Source organism: Anaerorhabdus furcosa, assembly GCF_900167375.1.
Classification (GTDB): domain Bacteria; phylum Bacillota_I; class Bacilli_A; order Erysipelotrichales; family Erysipelotrichaceae; genus Anaerorhabdus; species Anaerorhabdus furcosa.
Genome location: NZ_FUWY01000001.1, coordinates 351,584 through 373,943, shown reverse-complemented (window position 1 = coordinate 373,943; position 22,360 = coordinate 351,584). Strand labels below are relative to the sequence as shown.

The window sequence follows — 22,360 nt, the reverse complement described above, 5'->3', positions numbered from 1 at the left end:
AAAACAAAAACAATAATTCATATTGACAAATGTCGGTATTAGATATATGCTTACACTGACAAACGTAAGTAAGGAGGAATCTTATGGAAAAAATAATCATGATGCTACTAGAAATTTCATTAATGACATCAATTGTAATTGTTGGAATGATTTTACTTAAACCTTTATTTAACAAAAAATATGGTGTTAAGATGAGATATTTTATTTGGTTATTTATTACAATACGCCTGTTAATTCCGATTAATATATCATTTCCTAAAGCAGTAGAAATTCAGGTTCCTTCAAATAAAACAACATTTATAATGCCAATAAACTATGAAGAACAACCTTTAGTAACAAACGATCCAATAAAGATTGATACTTCTAATGCACAAGCAGTAACAGTAAAAAATACTGCTCCACCAATATCATCAGTCAATACAATTTCACTATGGGATTTAGGACTTGGCATATGGTTAGTTGGTTGTCTACTGACACTTGGTTATCAGCTCTGCAAATATTTTATATTTTTGAAAACTGTAAAAAGTACGACACATATAAGTTTGATTAACTATGATGCAGTTTTAAATGAAATAGAAGACAAATACCATCGCCGTTCAAATATTCAAGTATATGAAAATCCAAACATATCAAGTCCAATGTTAATTGGATTTATACATCCAATGATTATTATTAATGACTCGCAGTTACCTTTGAATCAACAAAAAATAATACTAGAACATGAGTTAGTGCATCACATAAGACATGATTTGTATTTTAAACTCATGTTGTTGATTGTAAGAAGTATTCATTGGTTTAACCCAGTTGTTTACCTGATGGTAAATGAAGCAAATAAGGATATTGAATTCTCATGTGATGAACAAGTTCTTACAAATTCATCCGTAAGTTTTAGAAGAGAATATGGTGATACAATCCTTGCATTACTAAAATCAAGTTCAATAAAGCAATCATCAGAATTAACCACAAGTTTTAATGGAGATAAAAAAGTAGTGAAGGAGAGATTTAGTATGTTAGTTGATATGCGAAAGAAATCAAAAGGAATAAAAATTATCGTTTTGTCACTTCTACTAGTGAGTATGGTTGCTTCTTTAGTATCATGCAGTCAACAAAAAACGGTAGGGGAAAATGTTAAAATAAAAGAAACCGAGGATATGATTGACTATACATTTTATGATGATATTCAACTTATCTTTGCAAAAAGTGATCAAATAGTAATTGATACTATTGAGAATAAAAGTGATTCTAACCTAGAGTATACAACATTTATTGCAAGAGCAAAAAATGGATATAATCGTGATGTAGAAGTAAAAATGGCTGTAGTTAAACTAGACAAACCATTTGATGATGCAGCGAATGATATAATCCCATTAGATGATTTTGAATCCATATTTTTCTTAAATAATGCTTATGGAATCTATTATCATGAAGACATGAGAGTAAATGTATTTGTTGATATGAAAAATAAATTTAGAATGGCTTATTTGGGGGAAGAAATAACAGAAGAAAACATAGATGAGAACATAAATGTATGTAGTATTGTTATACCTAATCAAGAATATGTCACAGAAATCACAGTAGGAGAAAAAACGGATAATCTGAATAGAAATTCATTCTCTAGAAACTATGGTGATAATATCAAAAAAGGTGAATTGCCTTATGCATATAAACTGAATAATGAAATTGTCGGAAAATGCAAATTTAAAACGAATCAAGAGAATAAATATTTTGCAGCTGATTGGGTAAAAGTAGAAGGTGGATATAATCAATACCTAGAAGAATTGAGAAATTCAACATACCTAGTTCGCCACATAGAAAAAAGTTATTTTGTTAAAGGTGATGAAATCATTGAACTTCAAAATGATGAAGGATTAGAAAAAGTAAATATTGTCTTTACTGACAATTATTCAAAACAATTGGATAAATTCAAAATAGATTATGAATTAAGAGGAAATGAGAAAGTTTATGTACTTGAAGACGACTTGGTAATAAAATATCCAGAAAATATAAGTGAAAACGTAAAATTATCATATAACAAGAGCACAGGAGAAATATGGGAATACTATGAACTCTCAACTGGAGAAAAAATCCCCTTGGATTACAATCAAAGAAGTGAAAACGGTATAGTGAATTATTTAATAAGTACCACAACATTATTATTGGATTTTCCAGATGTCTTAAAAAATGATATAGAAATTATTCCAAGTACTATGAGTGATGCTGAGATTACTGACTATATTACATCACAACAAATATTAACAAATAAATCAAGTCAAGGTTATAGAGAGTAGAGGTTTAATAAAATGAAAAAACTACCAGAAGCAGAATTAGAAGTAATGGATGTTTTGTGGAAAACACAAGAGCCACTAAAAACAAGCGAAATCGTTGAGAGATTAAATAAAAATTGGGTTATGTCCACGGTGCAAGTGTTATTAACACGTTTAGAAGACAAAGGTTTTGCAGGAAGCAAAAAAGAAAAAAGATTAAAATATTATTATTCAATTATTAATGAAGATGACTATAAAAAACTTGAAACAGAATGGTTATATAAGAAAATACACAATAGTTCAATGAAGAGTTTAATAGCATCACTAATTGATACAGAAGAATTAGATGATCAAGATATTAGTGAAATAGAAGATATGTTGAGTAAATTAAAATAATTAAAGATGAAGAACAGTAAAATGTTCTTCATTTTTATATACTTTAAAATATTTTAAAAAAGTTCTTGTAAAAGATTTCTTATCAACTTATCATTCAATTAAGGATATCCTTCCAAACAAAAATAGGAGGAATAAAATGAATGAAAAAAATTGAAGAATTGAATCAAATTATACTTAAAGACTATGATAACACTGCAGGGATCATAGTGATGAAGAGTGATGAAATTCTTTATGAGAATTACTTTAATGGATCAAATCCAAATAACGCTGTACATATTTTTTCAGTAACGAAGAGTATTGTATCCATCCTAATTGGAATTGCAATTGATAAAGGATATATTAAGAGTATTAATGATAGAGTTTTAGATTATTTTCCAGAATACAAGATTAAACGTGGAGAGAAAACAATACAACAAATTACGATTAGACATTTGCTTACAATGACTGCACCCTACAAATATATTTTTGCACCGTATACAAAACATTTTACTAACCCGGACTCTGTGAGTAGTTCACTTAATTACTTAGGTGGAAAGAAATTGACAGAAAAGTTTAGATACACACCAATTGTGGGGCCAGATATTCTTACCGGAATTTTAACAAAGGCAACAGGAAAGACAGTTTTGGAATTTGCAAGGGAAGTATTGTTTAGTCCTTTAGGTATACAAGTAGATAAATTGATTGAGTTAAAAAGTAAAGAAGAACAAATGGCTTATTATAAAGAGAAAGATGTACGTGGATGGGTTGTAGATGGTGTTGGTGTCAATTCAGCAGGATGGGGTTTATCATTAACAGCAAGAGATTTACTAAAGATTGGACAACTGCTTATGAATGGTGGAATTTACAATAATCAACAAATTGTTTCATCTTCTTGGATTAATGACTGCACAAAAGAACAAAGTAAATGGGAAGAAAGAAAGTTATCTTATGGTTATTTGTGGTGGGTTGTGAAAGATGGATTTGCAGCACTGGGAGATGGCGGTAATGTTATTTATATCAATGTTAAAGAGAATATGACGATCACAATTACTGGGTATTTTAAGCCTAGATGCAAAGATCGGCTTGATTTAATTGAGAAAAATATACTACCGATATTTGTTAATGAATAGAAAAATATTTGGATTGTACTTTCGTATTATTTAGTAGAGGATAAATTATGGAAGAACTAAGAAAATTGAAAGTATAAACATTACTAAAATAAAACAAACTTCTATCGAGAGATAAAAGTTTGTTTTTGTTTGTTTATTCTTCGCCTTCGTCAAATTGGCTGTTGTATAGTTGAGCATAGAAACCATTCTTTTCAAGTAGTTCTTCATGCTTACCAACTTCAACGATATCTCCATCTTTCATAACTAAGATTAAATCTGCGTTACGAATAGTAGATAAACGGTGAGCGATAACGAATGATGTACGACCCTTCATTAGGTTTTCCATACCCTTTTGAATTAATAATTCAGTACGAGTATCAACAGATGAAGTAGCTTCATCAAGAATCAATATCTTAGGATCCTTTAGGAAGGCACGAGCAATGGTTAATAATTGTTTTTGACCTTGTGATATATTTGTAGATTCTTCATTGATTTCTGTGTTATATCCATCTTCTAGTGTACGAATGAAGTGATCAACATAAGCAGCATCTGCAGCTTTGACGACATCCTCATCACTAGCTTCAAGGTTACCATAACGAATATTTTCCATAATGGAACCATTGTATAACCATGCATCTTGAAGTACCATACCAAATAAACTTCTTAAGTCGTTACGTGAGTATTCTTTGATATCGTGTCCATCAACGTAGATAGTTCCACTATTTAACTCGTAGAATCGCATTAATAGTTTTACAATTGTTGTTTTACCAGCACCAGTTGGACCTACAATCGCAACTTGTTTACCAGCACCTACAAAGGCACTGAAGTCATTGATAATAATCTTATCTGGATTGTAACCAAAGTGAACATTTTCAAAGGATACTTCACCTTTAATTTTAAGGTTTCCATTTTCATCATAGATTGAAATTGGATTTTTAGTTTCTTCAATTTCTTCGTTTTCATCTAAGAATTCGAATACACGCTCAGCTGCAGCTGCAGTTGATTGTAGTACGTTCATGATTTGAGCAGTTTGTGTGATAGGTTGGTTAAAGCTTCTTACATATTGAATGAATGCTTGGATATTACCAATATCCACACGACCATTTACAGCAAGGAATCCACCAAGTATACAAACACCAACATAACCTAAGTTACCGATGAAACTTGTAATTGGCATCATAAGTCCTGAGAAGAATTGAGCTTTCCATCCAGCATTGAATAAGCGATCATTCAACACTACAAATTCATTAATGGAGCGTTCCTCACCATTGAATGCTTTCATGACTAAATGTCCAGAATACATTTCTTCAACGTGACCATTTACATTTCCAAGAATAGTTTGTTGAGCTTTGAAGAATTTTTGTGAACGTTTAACGACCATGCTTACGGCAATTCCAGATAATGGAATAACAACTAGCGCCATAAGTGTCATTTCCCAACTGATTGTAAGCATCATAACTAGAATACCTACAATCGTTACAATAGATGTTAAAACTTGTTGTAGGGATTGGTTTAAACTTTGTGAGATTGTATCAATATCATTTGTAACTCTTGATAGAATTTCACCATGAGTTTTTGTATCAAAATATTTTAGAGGCATGTGATTAATCTTCTCGGCTAATTCTTTACGAAGATTGAAAGATACCTTTTGAGTTACACCTGACATGATCCAATGTTGTGCATAAGATAGTAATGCACTTAATACATAGATGCCTAGTAAGAATAATAAGATTTTTCCAATAGCAGCATAATCAATTCCTGGGCCACCAGAGAATTTACTCATTAATCCACTTGCAAGTTCATTTGTTGCATTACCTAGAATTTTAGGTCCTAGGATGGTGAATACGGTACTACCAATTGCGAACAATAGAACTGCGATGATAGGTAGATAGAAAGGTTTCAAGTAAGCGATAAAGTTAGACATTGTTTTGTTGAAGTCTTTTGCTTTTTCGCCAGTACCCATCATTGCACCTGGGCCTCCTCCTGGACCGCCCATAGGTCCTTTTTTTTGAGGAACAGCTGTTTTATTTTCTGCCATGTTCTAGTTCCTCCTTACTTAATTGAGAATATGCAATTTCTTTATAAACTTCGCAAGATTCTAATAATTCTGTATGTGTACCAATACCAACAACTTGTCCTTGGTCTAATACAACAATCTTGTTTGCGTTTAGAATGGTACTAATACGTTGAGCAACAATGAATACAGTACTCTTTGTTTTTTGAGTAAAGTGACCAAGTGCTGCACGTAAATTTGAATCTGTTTTATAGTCAAGTGCTGAGAATGAATCATCAAATACATAAATACTTGGATTCTTTGTAATAGCACGTGCGATAGATAAACGTTGTTTTTGTCCACCAGAAACATTTGTACCACCTTGTGAAATTGGTGTTTGAATACCTTCTGGTTTACTTTCGATAAATTCTTTTGATTGTGATATGTCAATTGCTGTTTGAATCATTTCATCACTCGCATTCTCATCAGCGTAGCGTAGATTTGATTCGATATCACCTGAGAATAGTACACCTTTTTGAGGAACATAACCAATACGATCACGAAGATCATGTTGTTTGAAATCCTTAATGTTGACACCACCATAAGTAATCTCACCTTCACTTACATCAAAGAATCTTGGAAGTAAGTTGATTAGTGTTGATTTACCAGATCCAGTACTACCGATAAAGGCAACTGTTTCACCAGGGCTAGCTGTAAAATTAATATCCTTTAATACATATTCTTCTGCACGAGGATATTTGAAATAAACATGGTTGAAACAAATTTCTTCGTTTGTTGTTGGCACAGGTTTTGGATTCTTAGGATCATGAATTGAAGGTTTTGTATTCAATACTTCAAGAATACGAACTGCCGATACAGATGATCGAGGTAACATGATTGCGATCATAGAAACCATGATGAAGCTCATAAGTACTTGCATTGTGTATTGAAGGAACGCCATCATTGAACCGATATCCATGGTTCCAATATCGATTTGTTTTGCTGCTACCCATACAATTAAGATCATGACAGAACTCATAATGAAGTTCATAACTGGCATAACACTTGCCATTGTACGGTTAACAAACAAGTTCACTTTTGTAATATCTGAATTTGCTTTATCAAATCGTTTTTCTTCGTGCTTTTGTGTATTAAATGCACGAATAACTAACATACCATCTAAGAATTCACGCATAACAAGATTTAAACGGTCTACTAATTTTTGAACAATCTTGAATTTAGGAAGTGTAATTGCGAATGTTGTAATAAGTACAATCATAATAATTCCAATTACTAATCCTAAAATCCAAAGCATACTTGGATATTGAATGACTTTTAATAATGCTCCAATTCCCATGATGGGTGCATACAATACAATTCGAAGCATCATTGTAAATACTTGTTGAATTTGTTGAATATCATTTGTTGTACGAGTAATTAATGATGAAGTAGAAAATTTACCAAACTCATTGCTTGAGAATGACTCAACTTTAGTAAATACATCTTTACGAGTATCACGTGCTACTTTTGCAGCTGTTCTACTTGATAGGAAAGCTCCTGCAATTGCAAATACTGCACCAATGAGGGCAATCACAAGCATGATGATTCCTTCTTTAAAGATATAGTTCGATTGAATGTTATCTGTGTTGATGCCAAGAGCTTGATATTCTTCTTTTATCATAACTTTGGCAGCACTTTGCAAGTTTTCTTCTGAATAACTAGCCATGCCTTGTTCAATCTTTGATTCCATTGCTTTAAGCATTTCAGGGTTAGCTTTCAAAGCTTGCCAAATATCTACACCCTCAGGTAAATTCATTTGTTTTGCTGCGTCTGGGCTAGATAAGGTACGAATAAGCAATAAAGGTTTTGCGATAACCTCTTCTACTTTTGTACGATCTGCTTTATTTAGTACATAAAAGCTATCCACATTCACATTAGGATAATCTTTAAGTACTGACTCATCTGATTTAGTTACAAGTGTATATGAAGATTGAAGTATCGCTTTATCTGCTTCATTTGATAGCAAAAGAACTTTCGACATTGTTTCTTCACTCATCATATCTGGTGCACTACTTACAATTCCACCAAATTGGATACCATCAGTAACTATTTTAGACATATAATCAGGTAAAGCTAATTCAGCTTGAACTTGTCCAAATACTAATGCAAGTATACAAAGTATAGATAAAATGTAAGGTTTACAGTATTTTAGTAATAATTTAAACATGATTCGCTCCTTTCTTTAGAGTGAGAATATATTACCACGGTAATATAAAAATGTAAATGAATATATATTAAAATGTTGCGAAAGTAATACAACTATGTTATAGTGCGTTTGGAGGTAAGCACTATGAGGCCTGATAATAGCACTAAAGTTAAGATACGCAAGATCGCTTTAACGCTTTTTAAAGAGCGTGGTTTTGATAATGTAACAATTAATGATATATGCGAAGAAAGCGGAATCTCGAAACATACTTTCTACTATTATTTTGCATCAAAAGAGGGCTTACTGAAAACAGTTATGACCTTGCCCGATGATTTATCATCGGATGAGGTGGCAAAACTTATGATGTTGGATAGTCCTTATCAACAATATTGTGAAATACTTAAGAAACGTATTCGTCACTTTGAATCATGTGGTAAAGATATCGTAAAGAAAATATTGGTGGCACGTTTAACAGTTTCCTTTGATGAACAAAAGGAAAAAGAGGATTTTACTGAAGAGAGACCTTTTTTAGAAATGCAAATTGGATTTATTAAGAAAGCTCAAGAACGCGGTGAAATAGGAAATATGGGTGAACCAAAAAATTTAATGCATGCAGCTTTCTGTGTTTTAATCGGAATATCTCAAGTTTGGGCAACGCATCCAGGAACAAAATTTGACTTAGAAAAAGAATACTTTAAAATATTAGATACAGTCATGATGAAAAAGGTGGATAAGAATGAGTAAAAAAGTTATGAAATATACATTATTAATTATTGTGCTTTGTATGGTTCTCTCAATGTTTGCGGGTTTTATGAGTGTATTCATGAGGTAATAAAATGATAGGTGAAATTGTAAAAGTAACTATGGATCGTCCTCTAGGAAGTGAACATCCAGTCTATGGTTTTGTTTATCCAGTTAATTATGGATATGTTGAAGGAATTCTTGCGAATGATGGTGAATATCAAGATGCTTATGTTTTGGGTGTAAATGAAGCAGTAGATTCTTTTGAAGGAGAAATTATTGCGATTATACATCGTAAGGATGATGTTGAAGATAAGTGGGTGGTAGCACCTAAGGGTTCACATTATACAAAAGAAGAAATAGAAAAAGAAACATGGTTTCAAGAACAATGGTTTCTAAGTGAAATAATTCTTGAAGACTAATTAAACCAAGTAATACTAAAATATGACCACTTACTTAAAAAAAGTGGTTTTTATTTTTGTGCTCGGTATACTTTAGGTAAGTGAGGAAAATGAGATGGAGATTGAAGTAAAAATAGATCCAACATGCAAGTCATTGCGATTGATTGTTGTGGCGCAAACTATGAATGAAGAAGTATCAAATCTTTTATTAAAACTAAATGATAGTGGTACAGATTTCATATCGGGGATATGCTCAGAGGGAATTCAATTAATAGAACAAAATGAAATCGTTCGCATTTATACAGAAGACAATAAAGTGATAGCGAAAACTAAAAAAGGAGAATTCACATTAAAAATTCGTTTGTATGAATGTGAAAATAAATTAGACACTAAATCTTTTGTTAGAATATCAAATTCAGAAATTATAAATTTGAAAGAAGTACAAAACTTTGATTTGAGTTATTCAGGTACAATTTTTGTGAAACTAAAGAATGGTGATTCAACGTATGTCTCAAGAAGATATGTTTCTAAGATAAAGAAAGTGCTAGGTGTATAACATGAAAAAGAAAATAATAGTTCAAGGATGTTTAGGTGCAATCATTGGAGTTAGTATTAGTTTTATTATTCCATTATTTATTTCAATGGTGATTGGTGATGGTAATTATTATCCAGTGGCATTAGAGATGCAAGAAGTATATAAAACTCAACTAGGTGCTGTTCAAATACAAGTTGTTTTGTCACTTCTTTATGGAGTTGCATGGGGTATAGCACCTTTAGTATTTCAAATTGAAAGATGGAGTCTTCTTAGACAAACAATTACACACCTAGCACTAACATCTTTATCAACATTCCCAGTAGCTTATCTTTGTTTTTGGATGGATCACAACTTTAAATCAATCCTTATTTATTTTTCAATTTTCTTTTTCATCTACACAATGATTTGGATATTTAGTTATATGATGATAAGAAATAATATCAAAGAGATGAATCGTAAAATTAAATCAATTTAGTAAAACATCAATTTTGCACATACTAAATTCAAAGTGTATAAACTTACCATGATATAATTTGTTTAGAAAGTGGTGAGGGATAAATATGGATGGAAGAGAATTAAAAGCAAAAGCAAGAGAACAGTTGAAACCTGTATTTTGGATTATGATTGGCTGTGCATTGGTATTGAGTATCATTTATTATTTGATTGATAATGCAAAAAATCCATTAGTGTATTTTATATTTCTATTCGTTTATTGTCCACTTCTAATGGGGTTCAATTGGATGACATTAGATTTGGCGGATGGAAAAGAAGTTAAATTTGCTCAACTAGTTGATGGGTTCAATGATTATGGAAGAGTCATTGTATTTGAAATCGTGAATACTTTGCTTTTGGTGGGGTGGACATTATTATTCATTATCCCAGGAATCATTAAGATGTATTCTTACATAATGGCTCCTTATATTATGAAAGATAATCCAGAGATGAGCGGACTTGATGCAATTAGTGAGAGTAGAGCTATGATGGCTGGACATAAAGCGGATTTATTCTTTATCCATTTGTCTTTCTTTGGTTGGATTATTTTAAGTATAGTAACATTTGGAATTGTGGGGTTATATACAACACCATATACTTCAGTTACTGTTGCTAACTTTTATCGCATGTTAAAATCAAGAGAAGAAGTTGTTCATATTGAACTTTAGCATTGACAAGATATTCTAGTATCATGATATAATCAAGTTATCGTAAACAAGGTGGTGAAAGACGATGTGTAAATGTACGCAACAACATTTAAATGAAAATAATGTAAGTCATTTTGATGCTTTTTGTCGTACAATTTCATTTACAAATCTTCTATTAAACAAGGGACAAGTGCGTCTAAAATAGAAGGAATTGATGAAACCATAGTCGTTTAATATAAAGCTAGGTTTTATTAACTTAGCTTTTTCTTATGCAATTCCTTCACAATTATGGAGGAGAAAAAAATGAAAATACAAATTAATAATATAGTAAAATCATATACAGGTGAAATTGTCTTAGATGACTTATCGCTTGAAATCATTAAAGGTAGTAAATGTGCGATTGTTGGTGAAAATGGATCAGGTAAATCTACTTTACTTAAAATTATTGCAGGAATTGAAAACATCCAGGGAGGATCAATTTTCATACCAAGAGAAATGAATATTGGATATATGGTTCAAGTATTTCCTAATTATACTGATACCAGTAGAAACTATATTTTGTCATGCTTTGAAGAATACTTAACCTATCAACAACAATTAAAAAGTATAGAAAAAAGAATGAGTAGTGAGAACATGACTGAGGAAGTTTTAAATGAGTATGCAAAGGTCATGGACAAGTTTGAGAATGCCGGGGGGTATAATTTGGAAAATTCATTGGAAGCCTACGCTAAGGGATTAGGCATTGATGATGTTCTTGAGCAACCCTTTGATACACTCAGTGGTGGGCAAAAAACTAGAATTGTTTTAGTTCAACTCTTACTACAAGATGTTGAAGTTCTCTGTTTGGATGAACCAACTAATCATCTAGATATGAATGGAATTGAATGGTTAGAGAACTATTGTAAGACAACAAATAAAACTCTTATTTTAGTTTCACATGATCGTCAGTTTTTAATGAATGTAGTTTCTGTGTTCTATGAAATCGAAGATGGTCAAGTTGTAACTTATTATGGATCATATGATAGTTATCGTAATCAAAGACATGAACGTTATTTGCGATTAGTACTTGACTATGAACAGCAACAAAAAGAAATATCAAAAATTAAACTCGCTATTAGAAGATATCGTCAATGGGGCCACGAAGGTGATAATGAAGATTTCTTTAAACGAGCAAAAGCATTAGAAAAAAGATTAGAGAGAATTGAAAAACTACCCAAGCCAACTGAAATTAGAAACAAACTTACTTTTGATTTAAAAAGTACGCAAGTAGGTAGTAAAGATGTAATTATCGCAAATGATTTATTCATTGGATATGATGCGCCTTTATGTAATCCTTTGAACTTTATAATTCAAAGAAAAGAAAGGGTTGCGATTGTAGCACCAAATGGCACAGGTAAAACTACATTATTTAAAACATTACTGGGTGAAGTAAAACCACTTGGGGGAACAATTCAATTTGGACAAACGGTAGATGTGGGATATTTACCACAAATTATTAAATTTGAAAATGATTCGGAAAGAATACTTGATTATTTTATAAGAGTCTGCAATTTGGAGGAAGAAAAAGCAAGACGTTATCTTGCTTGGTTTGGATTTTATCAGGTGGATATGTATCGCTATATTTCTAGTTTTAGTGGTGGTGAACAAGTGCGAATGAAACTACTTGAAATTATGCTCAAAGGTTGTAATTGCATTTTACTTGATGAGCCGACCAATCATCTAGATTTACTAAGTTGTGAAATCATTGAAGATGTTTTAACTAAATTTGAAGGAACAATTGTTGTAATAAGTCATGATCGATTGTTTTTGGAAAATCTAAAGGTACGAACGATTCATCTATAAAATTAGAGGACTGTAATTTCTACAGCCTCTTTTTGTGTAGTGCGATGATACTTAACGTTTGGATAGCCAAGTACAAGTGTAGCAACAACACGATCGTTGTGCTTAATGCCAAGAGCTTTTCTAACTGCGAATGAGTATTTTGCAACTGTAGTAAAGAAACCACTATATAAAACACCAAGCCCCAAAGCTTCTGCCATTAGTGCCATGTGCGTAGTAGCTATCATGCCGTTTGTAGTACTTTTTGCCATGACGATAAGAACAAGTGGAGCTTTCTTAAAGAGAAAATGATCATCGATATCAACTCTTTTTGCGCTTGTGCTGAATAGTTTAGCGATGGGTAGAATACGTCGAAAAAATCGAATTGCTTTTTCTTCTACCATATTAATTTTGTCTTGAAGAACTAAGTAGGATACATCTTGAGCATTACTGCCTGTTGCAGAGAATTTACCAGCTTCAATGATTTGTTGAAGAACAGACTTGTCAACAGATTGATTTTTGAAAAAGCGGATACTGCGACTAGCTCTTATCATCATGAGTAAATCATTAGGTGATAGAGTAGCGGGGTTTTCTAATTCAATAGGCTCATTATCATAACCCGTCATCGTTACTGCCAATTTTGGACATATCGCAACACAATGTCCACAATGAATACAGTGCTGATCAAGGATGTGCGCTTTTTGCGCTTGCAGTTCAATATTGGCAGTAGGACAATCATTGATACATTGCTTACAACCAATACAACGATACTTATCGATTTTTATAATATGTTCCATAAAGATTAATCTCCAATTTTCAAATTATCTTCATCATTCATGATGAAATAATGATTGCGGTTTTCAATTTTTTTATAACCAATTGCACTTGTTGGACATCCTGCAATGCAGGCCATACAATGTGTACAATTGTTGTGCCATATGGGTTTTCCTTGAGTTAATTGAATATTGTTCATAGGACAACGTTGGGCACATTTACCACAACTTATACAACGAGATGAAACATTAAATCCTTTATCAGAAACAAAAAATTTATAAAAGGCATTGTTTATAATGCCACTATACATTTTTTCTTTAAGGGTAATAGGAAGAGACGGAAAAGGTTTCTTTTCATTAATGTATTTGACAATTGGACTTACCTGTAATAAAGCTTTTTGAATTAATTCATCACATGTTTTTTTATCAGGTGTTGGATACATTACTAGATAGTTGTCAGGCATGACGATTGATGCTAATCCTTGATAATCCCAATTCTTTTTTGTACATAGTAGTTCAAGATAATGCGAAGCATTTCCAACACTTCCCCCGCAAGTGAGGACAAAATAGACTTTCTTAGCTCCGATGAATTCTGTTTTTTCTATCCACTCATTGACTACACTAGGCAAACGCCAAGCATAAGTAGGGGCTACAAATATTAGTGGGTCTTGAGTTTGAAGCTGAAAGTGTTTACCTTGTTTTAGGTAAGGTGTTATTGATTGACATTGATCATGACATTGCTTCGCAATATTCTGTGCAATAAGTTGACTGTTTCCAGTTCCGCTAAAATAATAAATCATGATGACCTCCTATTAATTAGTTACTTGTTTTTAACTGATACAAATTGTATCATATGCAATATAAACGTCAATTGAATAAGTGAGACAAAAAAAGGAGAAATGTGTCATGGATAAAAGAAAAATTGCGAATAAACAAGTGAAAGATAAATTGTTTCAAGCACTCATTGAATTTGCGAATAAAAAAGACTGGTCAAAAGTAAGTGTAACTGAATTAATTGAAAAAGCAGGAGTAGCGCGTGCCTCTTTTTATCGCAATTTTAAATCAGTTGAAGAGATTGTTGACTATGGTGTTCAAAAGATGGTAGAAGCATATCATCAAAATAAACCCGAAAATTATGAGGGAGCACACAGTAAAGAATTGTTGTTGTATAAGTTTACTTTTTATGGGGAACATGCCCAGTTAATCTTAACTTTTCATCATGCTAAAATAGCACATTCTTTATTGGATGTAATTACAGATTGTGAGATAGAAGAAGCTGGAGATATGTCGTTTAAATCAATTCAGCGCTATGAGCTTTATTATTTTTCAGGAGCATTTTATAATATGATGCTCAACTGGCTAGAGAATGGTGTAAAAGAAACTCCACAGCAAATGACTGAAGAATTTTTAAGAATCATGAACAAAGAAAAATAACTAAAATTCATTTATTTTCGTAAAAACGCTTGTTTTTTCCATTTGGTTAGGGTAGACTAACTAATAGATTAACAAATCATTAGCTGGAGGAAGAATATGACATTATTTGATTGTGCAATAAATCAACAAGTTAAAGTGCTTGGAATTGAAGGGGATACTCCAGTGCGAAAAAGATTAATTGATATGGGAATCACAACCAATACTGTGATTCATATTAAAAAGATTGCACCTTTAGGAGATCCAATAGAAATACATCTTAGAGGCTATGAGTTATCACTTCGTAAAGATGAAGCTAAAAAGATTAAGGTAGAAGTGGTAGCATGAAACATACAGTCGCTTTAGTAGGAAATCCTAATAGTGGTAAAACGACGTTGTTTAATCAACTTACTGGGTCTAAACAACATGTAGGAAATTGGCCAGGAGTTACGATAGAAAAAAAAGTGGGTCAATTTACATACGAAGAACACGAAATTACTTTAGTTGATTTACCTGGTATCTATAGTATGTCTCCATATAGTATTGAAGAAGTTGTTTCACGAGATTACATAATGGATGAGCATCCAGATTTACTAATAAATATTGTTGATGGAACAAATTTAGAACGGAATTTATATTTGAGTATGCAATTGAAGGAATTAGGACTTCCGATGGTAATTGCAGTCAACATGATGGATGAGCTTCAACAAAAAGAAATTGAATTAAATATTGCACAGCTTTCTAAAGAATTAAATACACCGGTTGTTCCTATTAGTGCAAGAAATGGTGAAGGTATGAATGAATTGGTTCATAGCTTACTTCATAACACAAATAGTTCAACTTATATTTACGATGTTCAAACAGAAAATATTTTAAGTAGAATTCAAACGTTAGTGGAAGAAACACGTCATGATCATACACATGACAAATTCTATGCATTTAAGTTGTTGGAAAATGATGAACTTATAAAAAAGAATTTAAATTTTAACGAAACTCAATTGAATGAGTTACATAGTATTCAAAGAGACTTCTGTGTTTTAAAGAATCAAAAAGATATTGATATGGCTGTTGCGGATACACGATATATGGAAATAGAAAGAATTGTTTCACATAGTTTGTGTCGTCCATGTATTGCTCAAATGAAAAGTGGTTCTGATCGTATCGATAGTTTACTAACGCATAAATATTTGGGTATTCCTATGTTCTTTGTTATCTTGTTTGTAATTTTCATGATTACATTTGGACCACTGGGATCAACACTTCAAGGATTTCTGGAAACAGGAATCGAAATGTTTGGTGAATGGTCAACTGTTAGTTTATTGGGTTTAGGTGCAAGTGATTGGGCTATTAATTTAGTGACTACTGTTATCGGTGGTGTGGGTAGTGTTATTTCTTTCATGCCTCAAATTATGTTATTGTTTTTGTTCCTGTCATTGTTAGAAGATAGTGGATATATGTCACGAGCTGCATTCTTGATGGATCGCTTGTTACGTAAAATTGGATTAAATGGGAAAGCGTTTATACCCATGCTGATGGGCTTTGGTTGTACTGTTCCAGCAGTTATGGCAACACGTGTGTTAGAAAATGAAAAAGATCGAAAGATGACAATGCTTCTAACACCATTTATGTCTTGTGGTGCTCGTTTACCTGTCTACGCTTTGTTTGCAGGTGTCTTCTTTCCTACAAGTGCGGGTATCGCAATTTTTTCGATGTATGTGTTAGGGATAGTCGTTGCAATTATTTGCGGACTTATTCTAAGAAAAACTGTATTCAAGGGTGATGGCTCAACATTTATTTTGGAACTGCCTCCTTATCGTTTTCCATCATTTAAAAATACAATGATGCATATGTGGGAAAAAGCAAAAGGCTTCTTAACAAAAGCAGGAACAATTATTTTTTCAATGACAGTACTCTTGTGGTTCTTAACTAATTTTAGTTTCACACTACAAATGGTTGAAGATCCTTCAATGAGTATTTTAGGTAATATAGGACAAGCAATTGCGTGGATATTTACACCACTAGGTTTTGGAAATTGGCAATCAGTTATTTCACTTCTAAGTGGTTTCATTGCTAAAGAAAGTGTTGTATCAAGTATGGCTGTTGTTTATGGAGTTGGAACGAATGCTGGATTAGAGACAGTGCTCTCTCAAGTGTTTACGCATGCGAGCGCAATTTCATTCATGGTATTTACTTTATTATATAGTCCATGTATGGCTGCGGTTGCTACAGTAAAAAGTGAAAGTGGAAGTTGGAAGTTTACACTTCAAAGTATTCTTTTCCAAACAGGGGTTGCATATATTGTTGCATTTATTGCGTTTAATCTATTAAGAATATTTATTTAGAAAGAGAATGTATTGTTCTCTTTCTTTTTTACATTACCAAGCGAATATGATTTATGGGAGTATTAATAAAGGGTAGTATACTTAAAAGTCTTTAAATGTGAATAATTTATCTTATAGTCAATTAGGTTGCAAAAGAGTTAGAATATAGGTTATACTATAAATATAAACTAAATAGGTAAAATCATCGAAAGATGATGACACAAAACTATAGGGTCTTTAAAATGACAGCCAGTTGCACATAAATTACTTTTTAAAGTGCACTGGATATGAGTGCACTTTTTTGTTTGTATATCTATCTAGCAATTTGAAGTAACTATGAACATAGTGAAACTTGTAAATATGTGTGAATCTTACCAAAGTAATATAAGATTCCAATACCCGAATGACCAATACCTAGATTTTCTCTAAAACAGCCCAAATTTAAACCAATACCCGTAATGTCCAACTCCCGTGCCACAGCCTGTTTGTATACTAATCATTTTAGCGAGAAATGCTTAGTGAAAATCTCGAAGTATGAAGAACCGTCATCTCTTTATATTATCAATCCTCATTACAAACAAATAACAGGTGTGGCAACAAAAACAAATCAAGATAGCGCAAAAAGTGCTGTCTTTTTTAGATGCATTTTCGCATAAAAATTATCATGATATCTTATGGATAGATAGTCAAGTGGATTTTGATTTATATGAGGTAGTAAGAACTAGGATGGGGTTAAAGCATCGAGATGGTTTTGAAAAATAGAGAGATAATTTAGTAAGATGATTGCTTACTTAAATAATTCCAATTTGATTTAAATGTAACTTTTATAGTACTAAGAATCAATGTTATTTAGATAAGGGCATGAATATATAAATGCGAGTGTTATAGTGTTCAATAGAGAGAAATTTTGTATTTGCTATCAATATATAGAACCCACAAATATCAATAATTAATTAAAAGAAATCATTTTAAAAGAGTTCGAATTTTTGTAAGATTTTTTAACTAAGAAATTGAAATGTGAAATAATTTGAAATCTGCAAGAAAGGTACTTAAGGAAATAGAGAATACAAGTAAATAGATAACAATAAGTTTTATTCAAAAAGGTATCCTATTGTAGTATTGTAATTTTAATGCGATAATCCCCGTGAATAAATGTATCTCAAAGAAATAATAAATTAAAGGTAATTTAGAAATAATTGATTTTTTGAGAGAGAACCAATACATTAAAATCAAAACACATTAAAACAGTGAAACAAATGCTGAAGGCCTAAAAAGGTAACTAGTTACTCAGGATAATCTTGTATAACTACTGAATTATTCAACTTTTCGATTGTGGAGGTAGCAAAGAATGAAAAGATTAGGGATTTATTTGATTGTCGTAGTTATGTTAGTAACCGTTTTAACAGGGTGTACAAATGCAAACCCAAAAGAAGAAATGAATGAAGCAAATAAGAAAACAACATTTATGTTATTTGATGAATCCAAAATTTATGAAAATAAGATATTGGAATCAGGTGAAATCACTGCCGAAGATGTTAAATTGAAAAACATGACTTTTGAAAAAGACTTAATTATTGATAAAAAAGTTGGAGATGGAAATGTTTATCTTGATGGAGTTGAAGTAAAAGGAAAACTGATTGTTAATGGTGGTGGAGAAAATTCTATTCACATTGAGAATAGTAAAATCAATTCAGTGTCAAGCAATCGAGTAGAGGGAACTGTTCGTATTGTAGTCGCTGAAACTTCATCAGTAGATTTACTAGATATTGATAGCGTAACTAAATTAGAAGTTCATGGAGAGATGAAGACTCTTTCGATTTCGCAAAACGCAACAAGTAGTTCGGTTAATATTGGTGAAACAGCAAAAATTAAAACAGTAGAAATTAATGCTCCGGTTGTTCTTTCGGCTAAATCGCCAATTGAACACTTAGCGATAAAAGCAGAAAGCAAAGTGACGTTAGAATCGGCAGTAAATTTAGTTACTGTTTCTTCAAGTGCTCAGAATACAACGATTGATTTAAAAAAAGATGCAGTAGTTAATAATCTAGGAACAGAAGTAAAACTGGATGTATCGGGCACAGGAAAACTTGGAACTGTAGTAACAACAGATAAAACTTTTGTGACAGGCAATGTTAAACCTGAGAATACAACAGTAAGTACAACGCCAATACAAGATGCAATCAATAAAGGTGCAGCAGCAACAACTCCTACACCAACTATTACAAATACACCAAAACCTGCAACACCAAAGCCTACAGAGACTCCGAAATCTATAGAAACACCCAAACCTACAGAAACACCTGGTATTTCTAATCCAACACCCCAACCAACGGAACCGCCGGTTTCTAAGTTGCCTTGGGATGGAGTAACAATTGATACCAGTTGGTATAATTCGGCATCAACAACATTTACGTTATATAATGGGGCACAGCTTGCGGGATTTGGACAGTTGGTTAATGAAGGAAATAATTTTGCTGGGAAAACGATTAACTTGGGTGGAGATATTGACTTAAATAATAAACTGTGGACCCCGATAGGACTAAGATATGCACGTGCAGGAACCACATATAAAAATGAAGATGCGGGTAGCAATTACTCACAATATTGGTTTTATCACAACACGTTCTCAGGAACACTTAATGGAAACAATTATACAATCAAAGGATTGAAAGTTTATAATGATTCGAAGACAGCAAATGATGGAGCCGCATTATTTGGATTTGTCAGTGATGCAACAATTAAAAACTTAAATTTTGACGGATTTAATGTCGGTGGAGAAAGTAGAGTTGCTGTTGTTGCGGCATATGCATTAGGTGGTTCAACATTTGACGGTATAACTCTAAGCAATGGACAAGTGTATGTAAATGATCCTCAATCAACAGATCCTACATGTAAATCGTGGGCTGTGGGTGGAATTGTTGGACAAATGTGGAACTACTCACACTATGCGGTTGGTAAAAATAATGCAACCTACTCATTTCAAAACATTGTTGTAAATTCGAATGTTACAATTAGTGGAGAAGCGAATGTTGGAAGTATGTGGGGAAGTATCACAGAGGCTAGTTCGAAGAAGATTGGAAGTTTCGATGCTTCATCAAGAACGGAATATCCAAACTGGAAGGGAGCCGACACAGTTAATTATACGGGGTATGATTCGACTGTATTTGTTGATAATTGTAAGAATGAAGGTAAAATCTATGCATCTTATATAAATGCAGGTAGTTTAGCAGGATGGGCATATACTTCAGTGGTTGATATCAAATCTTTTGAAAATAAAGGGCAAGTGTTTGTTAAAAATAGTGAAGATATGAATCCAAAAATTATTAGTGGAAATACAGTGGTGAATTCAGTTCCATTCTATGCATCGGATAAAGAAACGAAAACAATAGTTCAAACAAAAGAACAACTAGAGAACGCTTTGAAATCCAATGTAGCAAAGATTGAAATTAGAGGGACAATTGGAACTGACAGTGATTATACAATTTATCGTGTGACTAAAACTAAAGAAATTTTAGGAGCTACTAATAGCAAAATCTATGGATCATTCATCATTGATGTGGATAATGTCAAAATCAATGGATTAGAGATCCACAATCAAGGATGGATAACAGGCAATCCAGTTGATGCACGCAGAAATGCTATAACTGTAGTATCGAATCGTGTTGAAATAACAAATAACAAATTGATTTCATCGAACACAGTTAACGGTGAAGAAGCGATTTCGAATGGTATAGTTTTGTTAGCTGGAACAGATAACAATACAAATATAAGAATTGAGAATAATGAAATAACAGGCTATAGCTATGAGAATGACAATTGGTCAAGTACGGGAACGATATTCTCTGCAGGGCAATATTTCCCCTATGATACTACAAATAAAAAAGGTTCAAGCAAAACGGTTAATCTAACCCTCGATTATGCGTCAATTGCAAAACAAAATACTTATTATAGTTGTTATAATGATTTCGTATATACGGATTATTCATTAAAAGCAGAAGATGGATATTATAAATATACATTTGCATCAAATCCAAAAGGAGTAATAGATGGATTAATGTATTCAAGTAAAGTGAATAGTAAAGTAGAATTAGCACCGGGGAATTATACATTTACTAAAGAAGTTACAGGAGAATCACTAAATAATAATTTCGTTGTCAAAAGTAACTGCGAGTTAATAGTTCCAACAACGGCAAATGCAATTATTACAAATGATACAGAACTAGTTATAAATGAAGGTGGGAAATTAACAGGAGTGGTACAAGGAAATGTAATTGATTTAAACATACCGTCAATTTCAAATGAAAGTATTCGATATAATCCGGTGAGTGAAGATATCGTTGTACAATTTGATTTGACCCGTGGGTTCATTTTAACACCTCCAACAGAAGTGGATATTGCGACTCTTTATGCTCAAATTCTAGCGGGTACACAAACTGAACAGGAACAAGCTGCAAGAAAATTAGGTAATGATATTATTTATTATTACTATTATATTGAAGATAACAATCAGATTCCTTTAATGACAGTTGATTTACAAGGAAGTCAAATTCCTTTAATGAAGAATAAGTTTTGGAGTGAGTATTTAATTTATAAAGATGGAGCAAATACTGTTACGATTCCTAATGGAAATATAATCAACGGAACAATGCTGGGTAGTACGGTTTTATCGAATAAAACATGGTTAACCGCAACAAACCCAAAAATAGGAACAGTGGCAACTAAATGGTTAGATCCAGTTAAGGGGAAATCATTATATGTTGATATTGTAATAGTTGTGGAAGGTAAAGTAATAAAGAAAACTGTATCAGTAGAAATTCCAAATGATACAATAGTTAATCAAATTAATGAGGGATCACAAAATTTAGATGAGAGTGTACCTAGTTTAGATGAATCAAATGAAAAAACAGATGAAATTGAGAAAGATTTACCTATACTTTTTGATTCTATCGATCAAGAAGAAAGTTCAAATCAATAGAAATGTGATTAAAATCGGGAAAACTTTGTAAGGAAAGGACAATCTACTTGATTGTCCTTTCCTATTTTACGCATCAAAACGAACCCTGAGAGTTATGTTTCTTTGTCGTATCTTACATTTAAAGTTGTATTTGTTACTTGTAATAATAAATTGAGTTGGTATAATTAAAGTAAAGATATCATCGGTAAACCTATCGAAAGGTAGGGGCACAAAGCTATAGGGCCTGTTAAATGGTAGCCAGTTGCACAAGAACCATAAGTGTACTGGGTATAGCCGGGTACACTTTTTGTATTATAAAGG

At 32.3% G+C, this 22,360-nt stretch carries 17 protein-coding genes and 2 riboswitches; of the genes, 13 read left to right on the top strand and 4 right to left on the bottom strand.

From position 1 onward, the window contains the following. Positions 1–83 precede the first annotated feature (83 nt). The 3 genes from B5D14_RS01845 (at position 84) to B5D14_RS01835 (ending at position 3,769) form a co-directional block, all read left to right on the top strand. Positions 84–2,288 carry a M56 family metallopeptidase gene (locus B5D14_RS01845; protein ID WP_078710879.1) on the top strand — a complete coding sequence of 735 codons (2,205 nt, stop codon included), beginning with the start codon at positions 84–86 and terminating at the stop codon, positions 2,286–2,288. 12 nt (positions 2,289–2,300) lie between these two features. Then, positions 2,301–2,660 (top strand): BlaI/MecI/CopY family transcriptional regulator, encoded by a 360-nt coding sequence (locus B5D14_RS01840; RefSeq protein WP_078710878.1) that lies wholly within the window; start codon positions 2,301–2,303, stop codon positions 2,658–2,660. A 140-nt stretch (positions 2,661–2,800) separates the two neighbouring features. Then, a complete protein-coding gene (locus B5D14_RS01835; RefSeq protein WP_078710877.1) occupies positions 2,801–3,769 on the top strand; it encodes a serine hydrolase domain-containing protein in 969 nt (322 codons plus the stop codon). A gap of 133 nt (positions 3,770–3,902) precedes the next feature. Here B5D14_RS01835 and B5D14_RS01830 read toward each other — a convergent pair whose 3' ends face one another. Then, entirely contained in the window at positions 3,903–5,786 is a 1,884-nt protein-coding gene (locus B5D14_RS01830; RefSeq protein WP_078710876.1) for an ABC transporter ATP-binding protein, read from the bottom strand. Continuing rightward, positions 5,773–7,968, bottom strand: a complete 2,196-nt coding sequence (locus B5D14_RS01825; RefSeq protein WP_078710875.1) for an ABC transporter ATP-binding protein — start codon at positions 7,966–7,968, stop codon at positions 5,773–5,775. Before B5D14_RS01825 ends, B5D14_RS01830 begins: the two co-directional genes overlap by 14 nt. 123 nt (positions 7,969–8,091) lie before the next feature. Here B5D14_RS01825 and B5D14_RS01820 point away from each other — a divergent pair, with 123 nt between their 5' ends. From B5D14_RS01820 to abc-f, 6 genes are all read left to right on the top strand, one after another. Further along, complete coding sequence (locus B5D14_RS01820; protein ID WP_078710874.1) at positions 8,092–8,691, top strand: TetR/AcrR family transcriptional regulator; 600 nt, start codon at positions 8,092–8,094, stop codon at positions 8,689–8,691. A gap of 92 nt (positions 8,692–8,783) precedes the next feature. Then, on the top strand, positions 8,784–9,110 hold the full coding sequence (locus B5D14_RS01815) for an inorganic pyrophosphatase (RefSeq protein WP_078710873.1): 327 nt from the start codon (positions 8,784–8,786) through the stop codon (positions 9,108–9,110). A gap of 94 nt (positions 9,111–9,204) precedes the next feature. After that, entirely contained in the window at positions 9,205–9,645 is a 441-nt protein-coding gene (locus B5D14_RS01810) for a LytTR family DNA-binding domain-containing protein (RefSeq protein ID WP_078710872.1), read from the top strand. 1 nt (position 9,646) lies between these two features. Continuing rightward, positions 9,647–10,099, top strand: coding sequence for a DUF3021 domain-containing protein (locus B5D14_RS01805; protein WP_078710871.1), 453 nt, complete (start codon positions 9,647–9,649; stop codon positions 10,097–10,099). 85 nt (positions 10,100–10,184) lie between these two features. Then, positions 10,185–10,784, top strand: a complete 600-nt coding sequence (locus B5D14_RS01800; protein WP_078710870.1) for a DUF975 family protein — start codon at positions 10,185–10,187, stop codon at positions 10,782–10,784. Positions 10,785–11,066: 282 nt separating this feature from the next. After that, positions 11,067–12,605 carry a ribosomal protection-like ABC-F family protein gene (gene abc-f / locus B5D14_RS01795; protein ID WP_159443688.1) on the top strand — a complete coding sequence of 513 codons (1,539 nt, stop codon included), beginning with the start codon at positions 11,067–11,069 and terminating at the stop codon, positions 12,603–12,605. A 2-nt stretch (positions 12,606–12,607) separates the two neighbouring features. Here abc-f and B5D14_RS01790 read toward each other — a convergent pair whose 3' ends face one another. Then, on the bottom strand, positions 12,608–13,378 hold the full coding sequence (locus tag B5D14_RS01790) for a nitroreductase family protein (protein WP_078710868.1): 771 nt from the start codon (positions 13,376–13,378) through the stop codon (positions 12,608–12,610). Between the two features lie 5 nt (positions 13,379–13,383). Beyond that, a complete protein-coding gene (locus B5D14_RS01785) occupies positions 13,384–14,154 on the bottom strand; it encodes an EFR1 family ferrodoxin (protein WP_078710867.1) in 771 nt (256 codons plus the stop codon). 106 nt (positions 14,155–14,260) lie between these two features. Here B5D14_RS01785 and B5D14_RS01780 point away from each other — a divergent pair, with 106 nt between their 5' ends. From B5D14_RS01780 to B5D14_RS01770, 4 genes are all read left to right on the top strand, one after another. Beyond that, positions 14,261–14,788, top strand: coding sequence for a TetR/AcrR family transcriptional regulator (locus B5D14_RS01780; RefSeq protein WP_078710866.1), 528 nt, complete (start codon positions 14,261–14,263; stop codon positions 14,786–14,788). A gap of 96 nt (positions 14,789–14,884) precedes the next feature. After that, complete coding sequence (locus tag B5D14_RS12030) at positions 14,885–15,112, top strand: FeoA family protein (protein ID WP_143254365.1); 228 nt, start codon at positions 14,885–14,887, stop codon at positions 15,110–15,112. Beyond that, a complete protein-coding gene (feoB, locus tag B5D14_RS01775) occupies positions 15,109–17,106 on the top strand; it encodes a ferrous iron transport protein B (RefSeq protein ID WP_143254364.1) in 1,998 nt (665 codons plus the stop codon). The genes B5D14_RS12030 and feoB overlap by 4 nt, the downstream gene beginning before the upstream one ends. A 164-nt stretch (positions 17,107–17,270) precedes the next feature. After that, positions 17,271–17,346, top strand: a riboswitch (cyclic di-GMP riboswitch). A 1,087-nt stretch (positions 17,347–18,433) separates the two neighbouring features. Then, on the top strand, positions 18,434–22,060 hold the full coding sequence (locus tag B5D14_RS01770; protein ID WP_078710865.1) for a M26 family metallopeptidase: 3,627 nt from the start codon (positions 18,434–18,436) through the stop codon (positions 22,058–22,060). A gap of 173 nt (positions 22,061–22,233) precedes the next feature. Further along, positions 22,234–22,309, top strand: a riboswitch (cyclic di-GMP riboswitch). The last annotated feature ends 51 nt before the right edge of the window (positions 22,310–22,360 follow it).

Bases quoted from the DNA above. Each gene is read 5' to 3' on its own strand.
- abc-f (WP_159443688.1), top strand. From the start codon at position 11,067: ATGAAAATACAAATTAATAATATAGTAAAATCATATACAGGTGAAATT.
- B5D14_RS01815 (WP_078710873.1), top strand. From the start codon at position 8,784: ATGATAGGTGAAATTGTAAAAGTAACTATGGATCGTCCTCTAGGAAGT.
- B5D14_RS01840 (WP_078710878.1), top strand. From the start codon at position 2,301: ATGAAAAAACTACCAGAAGCAGAATTAGAAGTAATGGATGTTTTGTGG.
- B5D14_RS01805 (WP_078710871.1), top strand. From the start codon at position 9,647: ATGAAAAAGAAAATAATAGTTCAAGGATGTTTAGGTGCAATCATTGGA.
- B5D14_RS01785 (WP_078710867.1), bottom strand. From the start codon at position 14,154: ATGATTTATTATTTTAGCGGAACTGGAAACAGTCAACTTATTGCACAG.
- B5D14_RS01810 (WP_078710872.1), top strand. From the start codon at position 9,205: ATGGAGATTGAAGTAAAAATAGATCCAACATGCAAGTCATTGCGATTG.
- B5D14_RS01770 (WP_078710865.1), top strand. From the start codon at position 18,434: ATGAAAAGATTAGGGATTTATTTGATTGTCGTAGTTATGTTAGTAACC.
- B5D14_RS01780 (WP_078710866.1), top strand. From the start codon at position 14,261: ATGGATAAAAGAAAAATTGCGAATAAACAAGTGAAAGATAAATTGTTT.
- B5D14_RS01820 (WP_078710874.1), top strand. From the start codon at position 8,092: ATGAGGCCTGATAATAGCACTAAAGTTAAGATACGCAAGATCGCTTTA.
- B5D14_RS01790 (WP_078710868.1), bottom strand. From the start codon at position 13,378: ATGGAACATATTATAAAAATCGATAAGTATCGTTGTATTGGTTGTAAG.
- B5D14_RS01800 (WP_078710870.1), top strand. From the start codon at position 10,185: ATGGATGGAAGAGAATTAAAAGCAAAAGCAAGAGAACAGTTGAAACCT.
- B5D14_RS01825 (WP_078710875.1), bottom strand. From the start codon at position 7,968: ATGTTTAAATTATTACTAAAATACTGTAAACCTTACATTTTATCTATA.
- B5D14_RS01830 (WP_078710876.1), bottom strand. From the start codon at position 5,786: ATGGCAGAAAATAAAACAGCTGTTCCTCAAAAAAAAGGACCTATGGGC.
- B5D14_RS12030 (WP_143254365.1), top strand. From the start codon at position 14,885: ATGACATTATTTGATTGTGCAATAAATCAACAAGTTAAAGTGCTTGGA.
- feoB (WP_143254364.1), top strand. From the start codon at position 15,109: ATGAAACATACAGTCGCTTTAGTAGGAAATCCTAATAGTGGTAAAACG.
- B5D14_RS01845 (WP_078710879.1), top strand. From the start codon at position 84: ATGGAAAAAATAATCATGATGCTACTAGAAATTTCATTAATGACATCA.
- B5D14_RS01835 (WP_078710877.1), top strand. From the start codon at position 2,801: ATGAAAAAAATTGAAGAATTGAATCAAATTATACTTAAAGACTATGAT.